Origin of the sequence: Bartonella sp. AP9QHHD (assembly GCF_042195625.1) — a bacterium.
Lineage (GTDB): Bacteria > Pseudomonadota > Alphaproteobacteria > Rhizobiales > Rhizobiaceae > Bartonella.
The window spans coordinates 17,141-35,327 of record NZ_JBHIOP010000010.1; the positions used below are offsets into that span (position 1 = coordinate 17,141).

The window sequence follows — 18,187 nt, forward strand, 5'->3', positions numbered from 1 at the left end:
CTCAGACAACCTCAGACAACCTCAGACAACCTCAGACAACCATATGAAAAGCTTTTGAAAAAAATTCCTCATCGAAAATTTTTACAAGGTATTTTTTTAGATTATACTCTGTTTTCCACCTAAAATGATGATTTTACCACCTAAAACCAAAGAGAAATGCATGTCACCTTGCATGCTGTATCAACCTTTCCCAAAAGGACAAAGCCCACACCGGTCTTTAAATAATGGCAATCAATAAACAATGGTTTGTCAACAATCTGGCTTCTTATCTAACAGATTTGACTTGGCTTCCCCCTTCAAATGCATCCTTGTAATGTATCCCCTGTCCAGAGTTATTCTACAAAAAAATGCTGCGTTAGGAATACGCACAGATGAAAAACACCCCATGCATAAAATTTTAACCACATCTCAAACAATGGTATTTTACAACACAACGGAACAAACTATTGTCTTATAGATTTTTCTCGTATCACTCTCATCCCGTTTCAAGAAGTTGCCTGATAAACACAAAATGCCATCTCAGAGGGTTCAATGCCTCACCATGTACTACAACGCATCGCCAACCTGCTGCTCTTGCCAACAGTGCACCCATTTTGAAAACAAAGAGTGGCTTTTTTCCTACACGCTTTGCCAAAAAAGGGAGTGCTCCATTTTGCTTTTTCTCGCTTTAAATAAACATATCCGTTGACCTCTTTCCACCACCCTCAAAGGACAAAGGTTTTAGCCCCACATCGGTTTGTAAACAATCCAACTCCTCTGAAGGAGCTCCATATCTGCTCATTATTTATATGATTCACTTGCATAATACTTAACCAAGCAAATCCTCCCCAGAACAGTTGCTAATGTATTAAATACTTTAAGCTATCTTACTGATATCACCAGCTTCAATAATAGTGTTTTAATGACGGTATTTACGCTATAATAGGATAAAATTATCTAGGGGCTTTTTGTCATCGCACAGCAGCGGTTTAAACCCAGCACTTGAAATAATGTATCACGACACCACAAGAGAGAGGCATTTGGGATAAAATCTTTATTCCTCAGCAAAAAACGCCATGAATAAAGAAAGGTTTTTTGTTCTTTCCCTACCTTTAATAATCACTGTCTTGATCCTCTAAAGAACAATAGGTAAACTCACCTTTAGGCATCCAACAAAGGCAGCACAAAAAATAAAAGAATAAAGAGAGTTGAGTTTTTTTTCTAAAGCGCCTCAAAACTTTCTGCACAATATATTCTATAAGACTTTATATTCAATAAGACTTTTTTCATAACAAACATTTTGCAAGCATTTTTATCTTTCTCTCACACAGCTTTCATTCTCAGGCTTTGACAGCATAAACCACCGCCACATTGACAGGACGTGTTTCATCTCCCCCTGTTTTTTGCAACAAGACCTTATGTTCATGCTCTCCCGCAGGACCTGTCAACAAATTTTTATTGTAAATTTGAGCCAGATTTCTATAATATTCACCGTGATTCATATCCCAAACTACCTTTTCAATCATTGGATAACTATGCTGGTGGTTACCTGTTGAATCTGTTTTTCCTTCATGGGTATGAGATTTAAAAGACTCTTCTTGTCGGCTTCCCAAGCGACGTCCTTTATCAATTTCTTTTCCACTATCGAGCCCCCGTAAAAACATTCCACGCAAATCGGGAACATTGAATGTTGTTCTCCCGTCTCCTTTTCCCCATGTTTCTCCCAAAACAGCAAAAAGATTGGCATAGTTCCTTCGCGAATATTCTTTACCATCACAGAGTAACCATCCAGAGGGTATTTTTTCTGTAGCAAAAGTCCCGATAAATCCAGAAGAAAAAGTTTCAGGCAAAGGAGGAAAGGGAGGGATTTCAGGAAGTTTTATAGTAGGATTGGTTAAAAACCAGCCATCAGCATTTTTTCCGGCAATATCACGCGTATAGACGATCTCATAAAGCCCCCCCTTTTGAATTTCCCCGCCCTTTAAAGGCATAATACCCTCTGGCGTTGCCATATAAGTTGGTCGTGGTAGCAATTGATTTAAAGAAATATTTGTTATTCCTCTGTTGACGCCTTGTGCTTTAAAGCGCACAACAATGCCATCCATATAAGTCTCAAAAAAAGACTTTGTTGCCAAACGAAGTGACGTTCTCTCATTTTTCACATCGACAGTAAACTGTGTTTCAATCCCGCCCCCATTATCCAACAAATATTCTTTGATGCGTTGCATCATAGCGCGAGCACTATCATTGACTGTGCTTGGCGGTTGCCCTTCTGCCCAGTTTATATTCTCGTCGACATAAGCATTTTCTGATGCAACAATTGACCAATCATAAATCGAGCTCATAGAAGATACTCTTTTTTCAAAAAGGGAAAACGAGCAAAAAATGAAGAAAAGAAAGCCGCAATTTTATTTTTAGATGCCGGCATTTTCTCCATTTTCATTTTTTCCATTTTCAGTCCTATTTTGTCATAATCAACATGCAATAACTTTGTTTTCGCATTGACATAAACAGCTTCAGGGTTCACACGCAACACGTCTTGCGCCATAACGCCCTGATAACGTTGTGGATTTCCCTTATAATTAAAGGTATAAAGTGGATATCCCTTTTTCTGCCCCACAGGGATAATATTTTCTTTTGCTCTCACGTCACAAAGCCCTAAAATTCCTCCGACCAACCCAAGCACTTGCTGCGCATCACGCAATGGATCTTTTGTCACAGAAGGCATTGTCGTGGATTTTCCTGAAGTCGTTCCGTAATTTCCAGCAGCCTGTGTTCCTACCTGTAACAAACTTTGCAATCGGTTCCAATCTTGATTATCTTTTTCTGACCATTTTTGGCGTTCAGCATCTAAGACATTTTGGCGGTTTATATCTTGAATCATACCCCCTTTCAAAGCATTGCTTTGCACGTTACTCTGTCCTTGATAATAGCTATTTGCCGCATTAACTTGATCATTCTGAGAGCGATCAATCATCTGGTTTGCATTCATCATATTGTTAATATCTTGATTATATTGCTGTGCTGCAGCATTTGTTGCCAAGGCGCCTAACTCATCGGCCAGCACACCAGTATGAGCCCCAGAACCATAACGTCCTGCTCCCGACATCGATTGATTAATTGCATCGGACGTTTTATTCAGAGCATTTTGCAATGCGGTATTAAATTTGCTATTGCTTCCAATCCAGCTTCCCTTAGCCATACCGGAAAGATTTGTAGCGCTGTTGGTTGGGGCATTCAACCATTGCGTTACCGTTGGATTGTTATAAAGCCCTGCTGCTTGTTGTAAACCGGTCAGCGCATTTTTTGTCATATTGCTAAGACCAGCGACTCTGTCTCCCTGATAAACGTTTCCGCCAATTCCTTTATTATAAAGTCCAAGTGCATCGGCACTGGCTTGTTTAAGAATATCAGCCGCCCAAGCAGGTGGAGCATTTGTTTGTGTTGTTGTTTGCACTTGAGGTGTGGTTTTTCTACTCATGGGTTCAGAACCTTTCTATATTGAATAAGATTACGAGAATATCCGTGATGAGCGAGCTTTTTCGCCCATCCAGTTCTTCCAAACATGTGCATTTCTTCAGCATTAATTGTTCGCGCCCATTTTTCGACTTCATCAATCAATTTGACCAATTTCAGCCCTCCCTCTCCAGCAAGATCAGAGAGAACGACGCATTTTTTTCCCGTATGGGTTATTTCAACTTTGGTAATTGCAAAAGCACTAAATTGGATTTTATTTTTTAAGACCAGCCACAATTGTGCTTGTCCTGTAGCGATTTCTTCAGCAATTTTTTCCAGACAAACATCATCCGGAAAGCGCTGAACATATTTTTTCAATGCAGCATTGAGAGCCTCTTGATAGGGAGCTATTTTTTCCCATGGCCACTGCTCTGTCAGATGAGCAGAATATAAATCTTGACTCTCTTGCATCATAATTTTAGCTCTTTTAGCTTTGTCATTTCCCTCATTTGAGCAATACGCATCCCCATGCATACTTCACGCATTCCATGCCCCCCCCCCGCACAATAAAAGAAAAAAGCCCCATCATCCCTTTGTCACAACAAAGAGGGAACTTTTTTCTTTATAAAAATAAACCATGGTGCAGCCTATTTTTCCTTTATCGCAGAAAAGCATGAAACATAACGCACCACCTTGTTCTTCATATTATAAAGACACAGCTTATCGCATTGTGCCTTTGTTTATAAAGGTTTGGGAAGTCTATGGGGCATTTGTTCTTTAATAATAGAGGCTTGAGCCTATCGCATGATATTACAAAAGGGCATGCCTATCGCATGCCGGACCGCGTCAATTCCACATCAAATCCAGTGACATGAGTCCAATTCACCCCCTCAGGAATACGCAATTTAAAGCGATAAAACCGTGCCCTTGCACGACAGTGAATTTGTCCAGTATTATAAGAGGGCTGTTTTTCTGGCAACCAAACAGTTTCCTCTTCAAGAGATTGTCGAAAGCGCATTCCCACAGACAAATAAAACTTTCCACTATTGACTTGAGGCATAATATTTTTCACCCGTGTTATCATGCCATTTGTCTGCCCCATTTCTTGTGATGTCACGACACAAGCCATAGGACCCCCAGAAAACGAACCCAGTCTCCCCTGTTGATCAAATGCCCCCAGAATAGGCGATTCATTTTTCCAAGCTTTACTATCAAGAGAAAAGGACAAATCGTCAATATTCTTAGTCACAAAATCAAGACCTTCTAGGGTTGTTCCTGCTAAGAAAATAGGCAATATCATTTTGATATCGACGAGAGCTTTTGTCCATTTTTGCAATCCCCAATCATAAATGAGCAAGATACGTTTATGAAGGTTCTCATCAGAATCAACCATCCAATAAACACGATTATACACCCCATCGATAGCAGCAGACAGAGTGTACAGATTATCCTTCCTTGATTTTGCGGTCATCGTTCGATCGACTTTTTCGAACCCAATGGGTATAATCTGTCCCTCATTTGTTATTTGATAAAACCCGCCCTCATCGGCAAAGAATGCTAAATCGCCTCTACAAACAATTGATTCAGCATTTTTTGCGCCTCGTTTATCGTGGATTTTTTGGAAACTAAAAATAATCTTAGAGCCAGGAATAAAAGAACCAGCATAGATTGCAGAACGCATAAAGATAATTGGATTTGTTGTCTCCGTTGCCCCTTGGACGAATCCGCCATCAGGAAAATCTTGATAATCACAACTTTTTTTTCCCACGGTCCAAAATTCAGCATCATTTAATCCAGACCAATGAACCCGTCTTGGATTTTCGGTTAATTTCATCAAACAAACGAAATCTCCCCAGATTCGAACAATCCCTGCCTGTGGTGGATTTCCTCCTAAATTTCTAAATGTTTTATCATGATTAATATCAATCACTTGTGGTTTATCATTGGCATTCACAGCAATGATAAAATCACCAAACAAAGCAAAAGACCACGGAGCATCAACATTAGCCAGATAAGGTTTTCCTTTTTGGCTAATATCTTTCCAGTTCATTGTTGTATTATCAAGCAAGTAGATTTTTTCTCTTGTCCCGACAATAATAGAAACTCCATTTTTTGTTTTAACCGCAAGAGTGCCTAAGATTGGCTCCGGACAAGGCTCTGATAAAGGTTCAAAACTTGGCATAGGGATATAGGAGCCATCCGCCGGGAGCACATTAACAAGTTCATCGGTAAAAATTCCATTGATATCCGCCACATCGGGTCGATAATCAGCGATTGGGAAAAAAGCCATCAAGACCCCCATAAAATCTTTGAAGAGCCCAGTGCCATTCAAAACACCAAGGCTTATTGATAAAAAACCACAAAAGCCCTTAAAACTCTAAAGGCATAAAATTCAACAAAATAAACAACCTTAGATTGTCTAAAGCACCAAAAAAAACGATACCATAAATAATAGCCACCCCAGCCATCCACCAGCGCCAAACCAAAATCAACTGCCCGCAAATCACCCCCCACAATGACGGGGGAAAGAGCCATCAAAAGCCCCCATAAAATCTTTGAAAAGCTCAGTGCCATTCAAAATACCAAGGCTTATGGATAAAAAACCACAAAAGCCCTTAAAACTCTAAAGGCATAAAATTCAACAAAATAAACAACCTTAGGTTGTTTAACGCACCAAAAAAAACGATACCATCAATAATGGCCACCCCAACGCCATCCACCAGCCCTTCACCATCAACACCCAACGCGCAAATCCAGCCATAAGTGACAAACCAGCCACCAGTGCCAAACCAACCTTCAACGCCAGCCATAAACGATTTGAAATGAACTTTTTAAAAACGCATTGGACGAATTTTTGAAGAACCTTTTCGGCGCGATGTTTCAATGCGCAAAGCTTGAAGCTGTTCTTGAAAATCTCTGAAAGAAACGGCGGCATATTCAGGATCTTTAAGAATATTTTTATAAAGTTCATATTTTGCCCGTGCTTTAATAAGATCAAAAGCATAAATCAACCAAGGGTTATCATCCTCTTTCAGCTGTTCATCGGCAAAATGAACAGGAGCATAAGAAAGCTGTACAGTTTCCACATGTTCTGGTGTTGGAAAGAGTCCTATTTTTTGATCAAGGTAGGTATAAAAGAATGGCGTTCCTAGCGCAGGATGCATACCATATTGTTGATGCAACACTTCCAAGGGCTTAAAGAACAACTTTGTTGGTATTGCACTCTTTGTTACTAAAAAGACGCCCTCCAAACTCTTTTCTGCTTCAATAAAAACCCCCTCTTCTTGCCCATACCATGTTTTACCACTTTGTGTTTTAAACGTCCTTTCTCTTTTTTCATTAAAGAAAAAGGGTTCGCGTTCACACAAACGCAAAGCCGTAAAAATTGAATCTTGAATTTGCAGGGAATATTCCGCTGTTGTATCGTCAATTTCATCTTGAATAAGCGCGACCATATAAGCAAAAGTTTTAGAATGGTCTGAATGTGTAAGGTTTAGATTTTGGGGATCAGTGGATAAAGTGGTCATAAGCCTGTCCTTGTTTCTGGAAGCATTTTAAATTTTTCCCCCAACAGATCCCTCTTGTTGGGGGAAGAGAGCAAGCGTTCGCTTTAAGCTGGCGCTCCATAAGTTGGGATGACGATAGTGCCAAAATCCTGAGCCCCTTGCGTACTTCCTGGCAAGGTAAAGCAAGTTTTTTTCATACCGATAATGGTTTTTGCCGCGACCCCGAATTCTCTTTCATAGTCGAAGAGTTCCTCCACCAATTTATAGCGTGTCGCCCCTCGATCTTTACCAAAAGCAATCACAGCACTCTGCGCACCAAGCAGAACAGCCCGCCGCACATTTGGTACAGCTTTGTTAGCGGTTCCAGCTTCGACCCCTTCGGTAATATGTTCAGCTTCGCGCAAAACCACACCATTATACATGCCCAAAGACCCATCATAGAGCGGATTTTTGATACGACTTCCACTATAGATTGCCTTAGTAATGTCGAGCCATTGCCCCGCATCAGTATTGGTTCGCAATTGTGTCACTTGGGTTGGATGAAGATAAAGCACATAAACATTTTCCCCATCGATCCGCACAGGTCTAATTTTAGGATTTGCCAATTTAGCCCGTTCAACTGCTTTATCAATCAAGCTGAGATCAAAAACATCGTCTTCTTTTAAGTCCTCATCTTTTGCTTTATCATTAGGACGTACCACACGTTTATTGGTTGGTGCCGTTGGCGCATTAAACCCATAATGAACTGGTTTAAGGGTAATCGTGCGTCCTTCAAAGTTAATTGTTTTTGCGGTATACCCGCAAACTTGAATGAAGAACATCATACTCAGACGATCTGCATACCAATCAACCAAACCATTTTTTGCCTCGGTGCGCAAATCATGGAGAATTCGTTGTTGATCAATCGTTCCCTCATTTTTGACACGCACAGCATGAACGAGTTCATTAATTGCCAAGCGATCATTGAGAAACTGTAAAGCTTCTTCATTGCCTTCCAATGTCTGCCCTTCGCTCACCCCATCGCCTAGCAACTGCACACGCAAATTAAAGCTAATAGCATCCCCACTTGCTTTCGTAGTTTCATCTTTTAATTGTACGATACTGTTTGAATCATTTCCAATCAACGGCGCAATTGGAAGTGCTTTTGAGACTTCTTGGTTTAGTAATTTAGACCATGTGCGCACTGCCATTGGGTCATTAAGTCCGATATAAGTTACGGTCATTTTATCCTCTAAAAGTTTTCTTGACATAAAAAAACCCGGCAAAGCGCCGGGCGCTCAAAACACCACATTTCATTTCAGATGGTGAATAGGTTGTTCGTGAGTTTTATCTAATTTCTGTTAGCGTCTGCCTCCTCCTTATAAGAGCTCTCCTCACCACATCCGTGCTTTGAGAAATCCCCCCGCATTCTCCTGCGCCAAAAGCCTCTTAACATTCCCGCAAAAAACACTCCCCCGCATTCTCCTGCGCTAAAAGCCTCTTAACGTTCCCCGCAAAAAACACTCCCGCATTCTTCTGCGCCAAAAGCCTCTTAACATTCCCGCAAAAAACACCTGCCACATTCTTGTTTTTAAAATTCTCTTCCCCCCATTAAACGATTAAAAGCGGCTTTATTTTTAGGATCAGCAACCCAAGCGCTAAACTCTGCTTCTGACATTTTATCAAGCATATCCAAAGAAATCGGCCCATTTGGCGTCAAGCCGTTATAAGCAGCAAGAGTACGTGCAGAATTGTGTCTTTCCTGTAAATTTTCACCCATGTTATTGGGAACATTTGTGTAGCCAATTTTTTGTGCAATAGAGTAAATCACTTCAGCCGGATTTTGATTTTTTTGCGCACAATCGCGCAAGATCTGCTTCAACTCATCACCAATTATCGCATCAATATTTTTGGGGTCTGCCATCTCAGGATAGAGCGAAGCACAAGCTGCCAACTGTTTAGCCCGCGTTTCATAAATAAAATCAGCTGCTTGATCAAAATCATGATGCTTTTGTTTAACACTGGCAACAGACTGCTGAAAAAATGCATGCAACTGTTCTGCTTCGCGAGCAAGAGAAGGCTGTTGTTTTTCATGTAAAAGCCCTTGTTTTTGGAGTGTTTTTCCCAACCATTGCATATAGCCCATAAAGTCTTTTTGCGGATCTGGTGGAACATCTTCTCCCCCTTGAACCTCTTTTCCAGCCTTTTGCGAAGAGTACTGTTGTTGATGCACTTGCCCTTGAAAATTATCTTCAAGAGTTTTTTCTTCTCTTGCAATTTCACCATCTTCTCCCTCTTGTGTTGAGACCAGAAAATCTTGTTTCAATTGGTTTTGTTCTGCCGGCGTTAAGTGTTCTTGATCCATGACATTAGCCTTCTCTTTTTTTTAACAATAAAATCAAATTTTTCAGATAAAACAGCCCATAAGCACTTATCCCCTCAATGTTCTCCCATCATTTGAGCACCAGTATTCCCCCCAATGCTCTCCACCCCACATGACGGCAAAACTCCCCTCTCCACCCTACTTTTCCCAACAACACTGCCCTACAAAACAGTTCTTTTAAGAAAAGGGAGCCCATTGCACTACAAAAATCGATAAGCCCATTCTGCGCTCACCATCCCCACCATGTTTTCACCCCACATGACGGGCAAGCCTCCCTCTCCACCCTACTTTTCCCAACAGTCCTGCCCTACAAAACAGTTCTTTTGAGAAAAGGGAGCCCATGCACTACGAAAATCGATAAGCAATTTATGATATATGGAATTTATCAGAAGTCGCGCATGACAAAGCGTCCTATTGTTGAGCCTTTACTGTCTGCAACATCTGCATTATCTGCTCTGTTCCCACATTACCCCCCATCTGCGCTGAAGCATTTTGCTCTTCTTGAAAAGAGTTTTGCGCCTTTATAGCGATTTTATGAATGAGTGAAGCGGGTAAAGGCGAATAGCGTAAAAGATCGAGCATAATCTCAGGCGTTGCAAAATTTTGCATCAAAGGAAGCAATTGCATGATTAATGCAAAAGTACGCTCTTTTTCATTAAGACTTGTTGGCGCATCATCCACGACAATATCATATTCCAAGCTTGTCACCATTTCGCGTGTCAGCGGCACATACTGGGCATTTTCATCACCAGCAATACGCACCAACCGCCCATCGGAGAGATAATTTTGAATAAGATAGAGAATAATTTTTCCCTGTCGTTGCCGATATCGACGCAACCCATCAAAAAAGGAAGCCAAAAGATTAAGTGACGATTGTCGCCGTTGTTGTTCAAGAATGCCGGGCTGATTGACAGCTCGCGTCCCAATAAATTCAGAAGACAACCCCGTCACCTGTTCGAGAGCACTCTTTGCTTCATTAAACAATTGAAAAAACCCTTGCGGAAATTGCGCCACGGGTTTAGGTTGGATTCTTCCGCCAGACACAGCCCCACTTTTTAACCAAGTAATACTATCAGCTCTAGCCCAACTCTCGACGGCTTGTCGATCATCATCAAAAGCATCGCGTTCTGCCATAATGCCGCCTTTTGATTGGCTATTGAGCAAATGCATCACTTGACTAAAATATTTGTTTGCCCACCGTTGCGGATCTTTTGTAGGGCGCACAATTCCGTAAAATTGCCGACTTAACTTATCAAAAGTACCGGTAATACACTCCCATCCCAATTGATTGGGTGGAACCAAGGGCTTATCAGGCGCTTCAAGCAGCTTTCTACCTAAAAATGCCCGTTTGACAATTTTTCTGTTCAACCTTGTTGCTTGGACATGCGGAAAGGTTTTGCTTAAATTTTGGAAATCCTGCTCTGAATAATCGATAAATTTTCCACTTTGAGGCTCAAGGACTTTATAAACCACCTCGCGTTCAAACCAGCGACATTCTACCAATGTCACCATTTTAGGACGTTGATAGCCGCTCCCCTCTTCTCCTTGATACCCCCTCTCGGACTGATAACTTTGTGTCATCCCATTGCTGGTTGGCTGTAAAAAGCTCTGATGTTTCACCCAATCCGCATGAAGATCGCTCCAATGAACATTGGGAAACATTTCCTGCGCTACGGCAAGAGGTTTTTCATCAATATACCATAAGCGTTGAGCATCAATGAGATTAGACTTAACAGCACTTGCATCCCACACCATTTTCATAGGATCCAACCGCGCAATGATTGGTTTTCCTTGTGGATCTTCTTCATAATCAAGGCGTGTATCTGTCCAGCCCATACCGCAAATAATTGCATCTTGAAAAGCATCGGAATCTTCGTATTCGCCATCGGCTTCATCGCGAAACCATTCGGCTGCTCCTGTCAGAATCTGATTAGCAAAGGCTGCGCCTTCTTGTCGTGGAATAAATTGCACTTGTCTTTTATTATTGCGCTCAGCCCCGATCACAGCATTAATTAAAGGTGCAATACGGTTAAAAGTCATCACGGGTCTGTTTTGTTCGTGCAAGACAGCCAAGTCTTGCTCATTCCATTGCCGTCCATTATAAAAATCGTAATCTTCCTGGGCATTTTTTCGCCATTTTTCGACATGATCAATATCATCCTGATACCAACCCACGAGTTTTTTAAAGAGAGCTTGATTTTCAAGCGTTTCGATTTGATTAAAAGAAGAATTTGTAGACATATTCATTAAAAAGCCATCCATGAAGTTTGAGAATGGTGAGAAGAGCGATAAGTTTTTTTTCGCACTCTAGCATTTGGTTGTTCATAAGCCACGCACATCAGTCCAAAGGCATCGGCCCCATGGCTAGCCCAATCATGTTCAGCCCCTAGTCCGATATTGCGCTGTTCGTCGCGCTTTTCATGATACCAAGCAAGCGCTTTTCTGCCCGCACATGTCGTTTCACGATTAAACCATAGTGCAGGAAACAACCGCCGTACGGCTTCGATACGCATTTTCACAGCGCCTGTTCCTTGGTTAGGAATTATTTTGGTTTGAAAACCGGCTTGTTGAAGGGCACTTTCAAAACTCACATTATAGACACGATCTTTTGTTGCGCCATCATGAGGCAAGACCATAAGAGCCTTTTCATATCCCCTTTGAAAGACCCAGCCCACATGCTCTGAGAGAGGTTGTCCTTGGGCTTCATAATAATCGAGCACTCGGATTTCACGTCCAACAAATTGCGCCACCCACAATGCGGTAGCATCGGCCTTTGCTCCTGTTCCCCCGATATCCCAAAAGATTCTCACCTGCATCAAAGGATCCCGTGGAACAGTGGTAATCCGCCCTTCCATTTCGGCTTCCAGCAGACATTTCTGATAATAAGCCCCTTGGACAGCTTGGAGATATTCGCCTTCCCAAATATGGTTATACTGCTCTGGTCTTTGCTGCAAATCGTCCATTCGATCACGATTGAGTTTTTCAGGAAATTGCGGATTATCACGCCAATTGATTTCCACCCCTTTGATATGAGGATTATCGACATTTCGGAAACGTTTTTCCACGGCTGCATTTTCATGGCATGGGTTCCATGTGACCCATAATTCTGCATTCCAATCTTTTCCTTCTTCGCGCAAAGTTGGAATAAGTGTTTGCCAAGCAGTTTCTGTCACGGGCTCGGCTTCATCGACCCAACAAAGGAAAACGCGTCCCATTGATTTAATACTTGCGATATTGCGATCAAGCCCAGCAAACACATAGACAATCCGTCCATCTTTTGACTTAATATATTTATCGCCGATTTCATAATAGTCTTGTAAAAAAGGATAAGACTCGATAGCGCGTTTAATTTCCTCCAAAGAACTTTCATTAAGAGAATTTTGAAATTGCCTTGCACAAAGAATAATCCCGCGTTCTCCAGCCATTCCATGGCGATATCCCACCACAGCCGACATCAAAGCAAAAGAACGTGTTTTTCCAGAACCCCGTCCTCCCCAAGCGGCTCGCACATCTGCTTTTCCAGTAAAAACAGGAATAAGCTTTGGAATAAGAGCCACTTGAGCCGTTTTCTGCTCAATTTTTTGAGAAATTTTCTGAACAGTTGTCATTATAAATTTTCATACTTTAGCAATAATTGCGCTGCACCCTTTTGCTTATCCCAAGTTTAATGATCCCAGAGCAATTGAACGAAAAGAGCAATTGAACGAAAAACGCCCTTCTCAAAAGCAGCGCTTTATCTTTTCTTCATCCTAATATTCAATAAATTTCACTTTTTTGCATGAGATCCCCTTGACCCCACCTATGCGCCCCAAGCCCCCAAGGCACAAAAGCCCCACCCCCTCAAACACCGCGCCTGTCATCCCCCAACCACAAGCAAGGTATCCCCCCAACCAAATCATAGCCTCAGCACATGGCTCTCAGGCATATCCAAAGCCCAACATCCTCCAATATCATGCCTCTCAAGCATCACCAATCCTCACACTTTATCCCCCAAGATACCCCCACCAAAACACATGCATCCCGCAAGCATAACACTTCTCTCAAGTTTCATGCCCCTCCCCCATCAAAACACTGTTCCATATCCACCACACAAATACCCTGCACCAAATTCCCTCCAGCACACGGGGGCCCTTACGGCATCATTCACCAAAGCCCCTTCCCAATATCACGAGCGCCTACAAGCACGATAGCCTCCGCTTCAATCCCCTCAAGATAGGCAATCACCAAAGCAGCCCCCTTGCAAGACATCACCCCACATCACCCACCTCAGCCTAACATTTTTCAATATCACAAGCCTCAGTTATCGAGGTATCACACTTCTCCGGTTCACTATTTTTTGCATTCACTGGTACAATCTCAATACGCGAAACTGTTTTTGATATCTCCACACCTTCAATAACGAGAAAAAACCAAATCTTCACCAGATGCCCAAAACAGCAAATATCATCAAGCACTCCCCAACATCTTTCAGGTATCGCGCCCCTCACGCATCGCCATAAAAGCATCTTGCCGGCCCCTCTTCAAACAGACCACCCCAGACGCCATGTACCCCCAAAAAACACCATATGCACCGAAGTCTCCTCCAGTCCACGTCCTCATGCTTCCCCCACCAAAGCTTAACAACGTCACAGCTCACACGCCTAAAGCACACGCCCCTCACCGCAATTTCAATCATAAGCTTTCAGACAAACATCTAGCATCCCCGTTCAAAGACAATATCCCTTAAACATCATGTGCCCAACCCAACATTTTCTCGTAGCTTCAAGCCTCAGTGACCAAAGGATCAAGCTTCTCCGGTTCGCTATTTTTTGCATTCACTGGCACAATCTCAATCCGCGAAACTGTTTTTGATATCTCCACACCTTCAATAACGAGAAAAGACCAAACCTTCACAAAAATCCAAAACAGTAGATAACAACCACACCCCCTAAGCATTGTACCTCTCGGGTATCACCTCTTCAGCACACGCCCCTCTGTCATCGCCCATAAAAGCCGGCATCTCGACATAGGAAGCCCCAATATCTCCCACCGAAATATTCTGCTCTCCAGTAAATGCCCAAACATCACAGCTCCTTCTTCAAACCTTAGTTATCGAAGTATCACACTTCTCCGGTTCGCTATTTTTTGCATTCACTGGTACAATCTCAATACGCGAAACTGTTTTAACCTGCCCTTCTCCAGCCCCCTGAAGAGGCAACACTTTTGCCAGCAGCGAAAAAAAAGGAACAGGATTATTCAACGCATGATACTGAAGATAAGACACCAGCCCATCTTCACCATAGTGATATCCAGCCTGCTCCGCCGCTGTCAAAAGAGCTTCATTAAATCGCTTTGTTGTTTTATTTAAAGCCCCTTTTTTCCGCCCTCTTCGACGTAAGGGAAGACAATGTTCATCTACCATCATCATGTTCCTTCCAACTAAAGAGAAACCAAAACCTCAAACACAAAAAATGACATAAAAATCAGCAACAAAATTTGCCAAGCATTCAACAATTAAAAAAAAATGGGACACACCCAAAAAGATAAGAGCCCACATAAAGCCCAAATCCTCCGCTTCATTTTACAGATTCACATTTTTACGCTTTTACATCATTACAGAAAAAAGCCAAATGAAACTCAAAAACCGCCATCCCCACGCCCCTCTGTAAACACGGGTCTGTCAACAAGCTGATTTCTCGTCTATCAGATTTCCCTGCTGATTATTTCATATGGCTATCCCACACTTCAAAGAATGGTGTTTCATCAAACACGCCAGATAAGCTCTGATCTACAATTCGACTTCAAAAAGCAAATTTTCCTCTGCTGAATAAAGCTTCCACCCCGCACCGGTTTTAAACTATCATCCAACCTCTTCCCCAGTAAATTCCCCTACTAACATCAGATTACCACCCCCCCAAACATCCCTATTTTACAATATAACAGACTAGAAAATCTTTTAATTGTTCTTGCCAATCCCTTGAAATTACTTTATCACTCAAAGGATATATTGATCGTCCACGCAACGATCAATAAGGGATAGTAAAGCCCTAAGCTCTAGCGTAAGAATGAACCCACTTTGTGGGTGTCCCGGGATTCCGGGAGTTTTTGCTATGTCCAGGTGTGATAAGCACTAAAAGCAAAAATGCTGACTAGAGCTCAGTACTTTACTACTCCCGGAATACCAATGCGAGGGCGCTCGCAACCGGAGGGGAGCTTGAAGTGCAAACTAAAAATCCAGATTTCGCACTTTTTTAAAAAGTACCCAATCTTATAGTCTTTGAAATTATTTTGATTTTTCTTGCCAATCTTCTGAAATTGCCTTATGAATTGATCTGTGTTTTTGATCGTCCACGCAACGGTCAAATAGGGATTTGAAAGCCCGAACGCTCAGTACATAAATTTATCCCGCTTTGCGGGTATCCCGGAATTCCGGGAGCTTTTGCTATGTCCAAGTGCTTGTCAGCACTAAAAGCAAAAGGCTGGCTGAGCTCAGTGCTTTCAAACTCCCGGAATACTCATGCGAGGGCGCTCGCAACCGGAGGGGAGCTTGAAGTGCAAACTAAAAATTCACATTTTAATGACATTTCAATAGGTAAAAGAATCCGTCACAGACGCATTTCAATGGGACTTTCTCAAAAGGAATTAGGAAGCCATTTAGGTGTCAGTTTCCAACAAATCCAAAAATATGAAAAAGGTTTAAATCGTGTAAGCGCGGGGTGTTTGCTCGAAATTACTAAAAAACTAGAGGTTCCTATGAACTTTTTTTATGCGGACCTTTTAACAGCAGATATTCCCACAAAAGAACATGCCTTACACCACGATCAAGACACATACAGCGAAAAAGAACACGCACTTTTGAAAAACTTTAGAGAGCTCGAAGCGAAAAAACAAAAAGCAATTTTGTGGTTAATTTCAGATTAGACAGTGGTTAATTTCTGATTAGGCAAAAGCGCATCAATCGACATCCTTTGCCAATATTCCCCTCTGCCTAAAGCCTTGCCCGCCTGATATCACCACATCTCAAAAAACGGTTTACGACACCGGTTTACGACATCATAGGATAACAAACTTCAAAATAGGATAAAAACACCAAAACCTTGGAAAAACATCCCCACCCCTCTCACAGAATTTTATCAAGAGATCTCATCTGATTTAAACGCACAATTCCGATTGTATCATTATGATACCTTTTTACATTTACCTTGTCAAGTTTTTATATTTTTCTTTTGATACTTTTGTGTTTTTCTTTAAGGGAGCCACATCCCTCAAAACACCTTTCCTGCAAAATGCCCCTCATACAAAACACAATGTCTAAAACAACAAGAGCTAAAATAGGATTTCCCCTAAATAGGCATCCCTCTAAATGGGCTTCCGCCTAAATAGAATTCCCCCTAAATAGAATTCCCCCTAAATAGAATTCCCTCTAAATAGAATTCCCTCTAAATAGGATTTCCCCTCTAAATAGGCTTTCATTGTATTGCTCATTCACCCACTTATTAAAAAAAACACCTCTCAATGCTTCTCACACCCATTTCACGGATATCCCCCATACAAATATAGATGCAACTATAATTGTTAAGCTCCGCATAGAATATAAACGCCCACCACGATTTTTCTCTCTTCACATCTCTTTACACATCAGCTCTGCAATCTGTTCACAGCCATTTCCCACACACTCTTCTCCAGAAAACGCACTTCAACAGCACTCTTCATCCCAACTTTCTCCTCCATTCACGAAGACACTTCCCCCCAATTCTCGCACCACATTCCACGCCCCCAAAAGCCCAAAGTGACCAAAAACACGCACAATATATAATCCACAAATCCCCCCACTTCACTTTTACAGATTCACATTTTTACGCTTTTACATCTTTACAGAACAAAACCAACGAAAGGTTCACCACCCCACACCGCTCTATAAACAACAGTCTGTAAACGAACCCAGCTTTTTGCCTAGTACCCTTACAGTCTTCAGACCCGCCCCTCAAACGACAGCACGTCATCAGGCTCGACAAATCAAGCCCTATCTCCTTAAAAACCGCCATCCTTCACGCATCTCTTTGCAACACCCGCCTTACCCATACTCTCCTCTTATCCATGCGCACTCTCTTCATCCTCCATTCCCCTTTTTCTCTCCCGTCACACACTTAACAACTTAACAGCACTCTTCCTCTAAACTTCCATTCACGAAGACACTTCCCCCCAATTCTCGCACCACATTCCACGCCCCCAAAAGCCCAAAGTGACCAAAAACACGCACAATATATAATCCACAAATCCCCCCACTTCACTTTTACAGATTCACATTTTTACGCTTTTACATCTTTAAAGAACAAAGCCAACGAAAGGTTCACCACCCCGCACCACTCTATAAACAATAGTCTATAAACGAACCCAGCTTTTTGCCTAGTACCCTTACAGTCTTCAGACCCCCCCCCTCAAACGACAACACTTCATCAAGCTCAACAAATCAAGCCCTGCCCTCAAATATTCTAGCTCTTCACTCCCCCTAAAAGAGCAGTGTTTTACGGCATAATAGAATAGAAAATTTTTGATTTTTCTTGCTAATCTTCTGAAATTACTTTATCACTTAAAGTGTGATTTTGATCGTCCACGCAACGATCAATAGGGAGTTGAAGACCCGAAACCTAAACATAAATTTATCCCGCTTTGCGGGTATCCCGGGATTCCGGGAGTTTTTGCTATGTCCAAGTGCTTCTCAGCACTAAAAGCAAAAAGCTGATTTAGGTTCAGTATTTTCAACCTCCCGGAATACCAATGCGAGGGCGCTCGCAACCGGAGGGGGACTTGAAGTGCCAACTAAAAATCCACATTTTATCGATATTTTGATAGGCAAAAGAATTCGCCACAGACGCATTTCCATGGGGCTTTCCCAAAAAGAATT

The 18,187-nt window shown here is 42.0% G+C and carries 16 protein-coding genes and 1 pseudogene; 2 read left to right on the top strand and 15 right to left on the bottom strand.

Features of this window, described 5'->3' with window-relative positions:
• Positions 1-1,319: 1,319 nt before the first annotated feature.
• The 15 genes from ACFIK4_RS00715 to ACFIK4_RS00785 all read right to left on the bottom strand — a co-directional run bounded on the left by ACFIK4_RS00715 (position 1,320) and on the right by ACFIK4_RS00785 (position 14,707).
• Positions 1,320-2,324, bottom strand: a complete 1,005-nt coding sequence (locus tag ACFIK4_RS00715) for a phage tail protein (protein ID WP_375674549.1) — start codon at positions 2,322-2,324, stop codon at positions 1,320-1,322.
• Complete coding sequence (locus ACFIK4_RS00720) at positions 2,321-3,460, bottom strand: tail fiber domain-containing protein (protein ID WP_375674551.1); 1,140 nt, start codon at positions 3,458-3,460, stop codon at positions 2,321-2,323. The genes ACFIK4_RS00715 and ACFIK4_RS00720 overlap by 4 nt, the downstream gene beginning before the upstream one ends.
• On the bottom strand, positions 3,457-3,909 hold the full coding sequence (locus ACFIK4_RS00725; protein WP_375613653.1) for a hypothetical protein: 453 nt from the start codon (positions 3,907-3,909) through the stop codon (positions 3,457-3,459). The genes ACFIK4_RS00720 and ACFIK4_RS00725 overlap by 4 nt, the downstream gene beginning before the upstream one ends.
• A gap of 352 nt (positions 3,910-4,261) precedes the next feature.
• The gene (locus tag ACFIK4_RS00730; protein ID WP_375674553.1) at positions 4,262-5,725 is read right to left on the bottom strand and encodes a hypothetical protein; all 1,464 of its coding nucleotides are present in this window, start codon (positions 5,723-5,725) and stop codon (positions 4,262-4,264) included.
• Between the two features lie 53 nt (positions 5,726-5,778).
• The gene (locus ACFIK4_RS00735) at positions 5,779-6,009 is read right to left on the bottom strand and encodes a hypothetical protein (RefSeq protein WP_375674555.1); all 231 of its coding nucleotides are present in this window, start codon (positions 6,007-6,009) and stop codon (positions 5,779-5,781) included.
• A gap of 41 nt (positions 6,010-6,050) precedes the next feature.
• A complete protein-coding gene (locus tag ACFIK4_RS00740; RefSeq protein ID WP_375674557.1) occupies positions 6,051-6,245 on the bottom strand; it encodes a hypothetical protein in 195 nt (64 codons plus the stop codon).
• A 21-nt stretch (positions 6,246-6,266) separates the two neighbouring features.
• Complete coding sequence (locus ACFIK4_RS00745; protein ID WP_375674559.1) at positions 6,267-6,962, bottom strand: hypothetical protein; 696 nt, start codon at positions 6,960-6,962, stop codon at positions 6,267-6,269.
• Between the two features lie 83 nt (positions 6,963-7,045).
• On the bottom strand, positions 7,046-8,164 hold the full coding sequence (locus tag ACFIK4_RS00750; RefSeq protein WP_273791303.1) for a N4-gp56 family major capsid protein: 1,119 nt from the start codon (positions 8,162-8,164) through the stop codon (positions 7,046-7,048).
• Between the two features lie 347 nt (positions 8,165-8,511).
• Positions 8,512-9,285 carry a hypothetical protein gene (locus tag ACFIK4_RS00755; RefSeq protein WP_375674561.1) on the bottom strand — a complete coding sequence of 258 codons (774 nt, stop codon included), beginning with the start codon at positions 9,283-9,285 and terminating at the stop codon, positions 8,512-8,514.
• Between the two features lie 429 nt (positions 9,286-9,714).
• Positions 9,715-11,565, bottom strand: a complete 1,851-nt coding sequence (locus tag ACFIK4_RS00760; protein WP_375674563.1) for a portal protein — start codon at positions 11,563-11,565, stop codon at positions 9,715-9,717.
• A complete protein-coding gene (locus ACFIK4_RS00765) occupies positions 11,550-12,911 on the bottom strand; it encodes a PBSX family phage terminase large subunit (RefSeq protein ID WP_375674565.1) in 1,362 nt (453 codons plus the stop codon). The genes ACFIK4_RS00760 and ACFIK4_RS00765 overlap by 16 nt, the downstream gene beginning before the upstream one ends.
• A 663-nt stretch (positions 12,912-13,574) precedes the next feature.
• Positions 13,575-13,724, bottom strand: a complete 150-nt coding sequence (locus ACFIK4_RS00770; protein ID WP_375674567.1) for a hypothetical protein — start codon at positions 13,722-13,724, stop codon at positions 13,575-13,577.
• Between the two features lie 46 nt (positions 13,725-13,770).
• Positions 13,771-13,902 carry a hypothetical protein gene (locus ACFIK4_RS00775; RefSeq protein WP_375611677.1) on the bottom strand — a complete coding sequence of 44 codons (132 nt, stop codon included), beginning with the start codon at positions 13,900-13,902 and terminating at the stop codon, positions 13,771-13,773.
• 162 nt (positions 13,903-14,064) lie between these two features.
• Complete coding sequence (locus ACFIK4_RS00780; RefSeq protein WP_375638505.1) at positions 14,065-14,196, bottom strand: hypothetical protein; 132 nt, start codon at positions 14,194-14,196, stop codon at positions 14,065-14,067.
• Positions 14,197-14,380: 184 nt separating this feature from the next.
• The gene (locus tag ACFIK4_RS00785; protein WP_375638511.1) at positions 14,381-14,707 is read right to left on the bottom strand and encodes a hypothetical protein; all 327 of its coding nucleotides are present in this window, start codon (positions 14,705-14,707) and stop codon (positions 14,381-14,383) included.
• A 1,127-nt stretch (positions 14,708-15,834) separates the two neighbouring features.
• Between ACFIK4_RS00785 and ACFIK4_RS00790 the strand changes: the two genes are divergently transcribed.
• Positions 15,835-16,203, top strand: coding sequence for a helix-turn-helix domain-containing protein (locus ACFIK4_RS00790; RefSeq protein WP_375674569.1), 369 nt, complete (start codon positions 15,835-15,837; stop codon positions 16,201-16,203).
• Between the two features lie 1,892 nt (positions 16,204-18,095).
• Positions 18,096-18,187, top strand: a pseudogene (locus ACFIK4_RS00795) (transcriptional regulator); the annotation flags it as partial.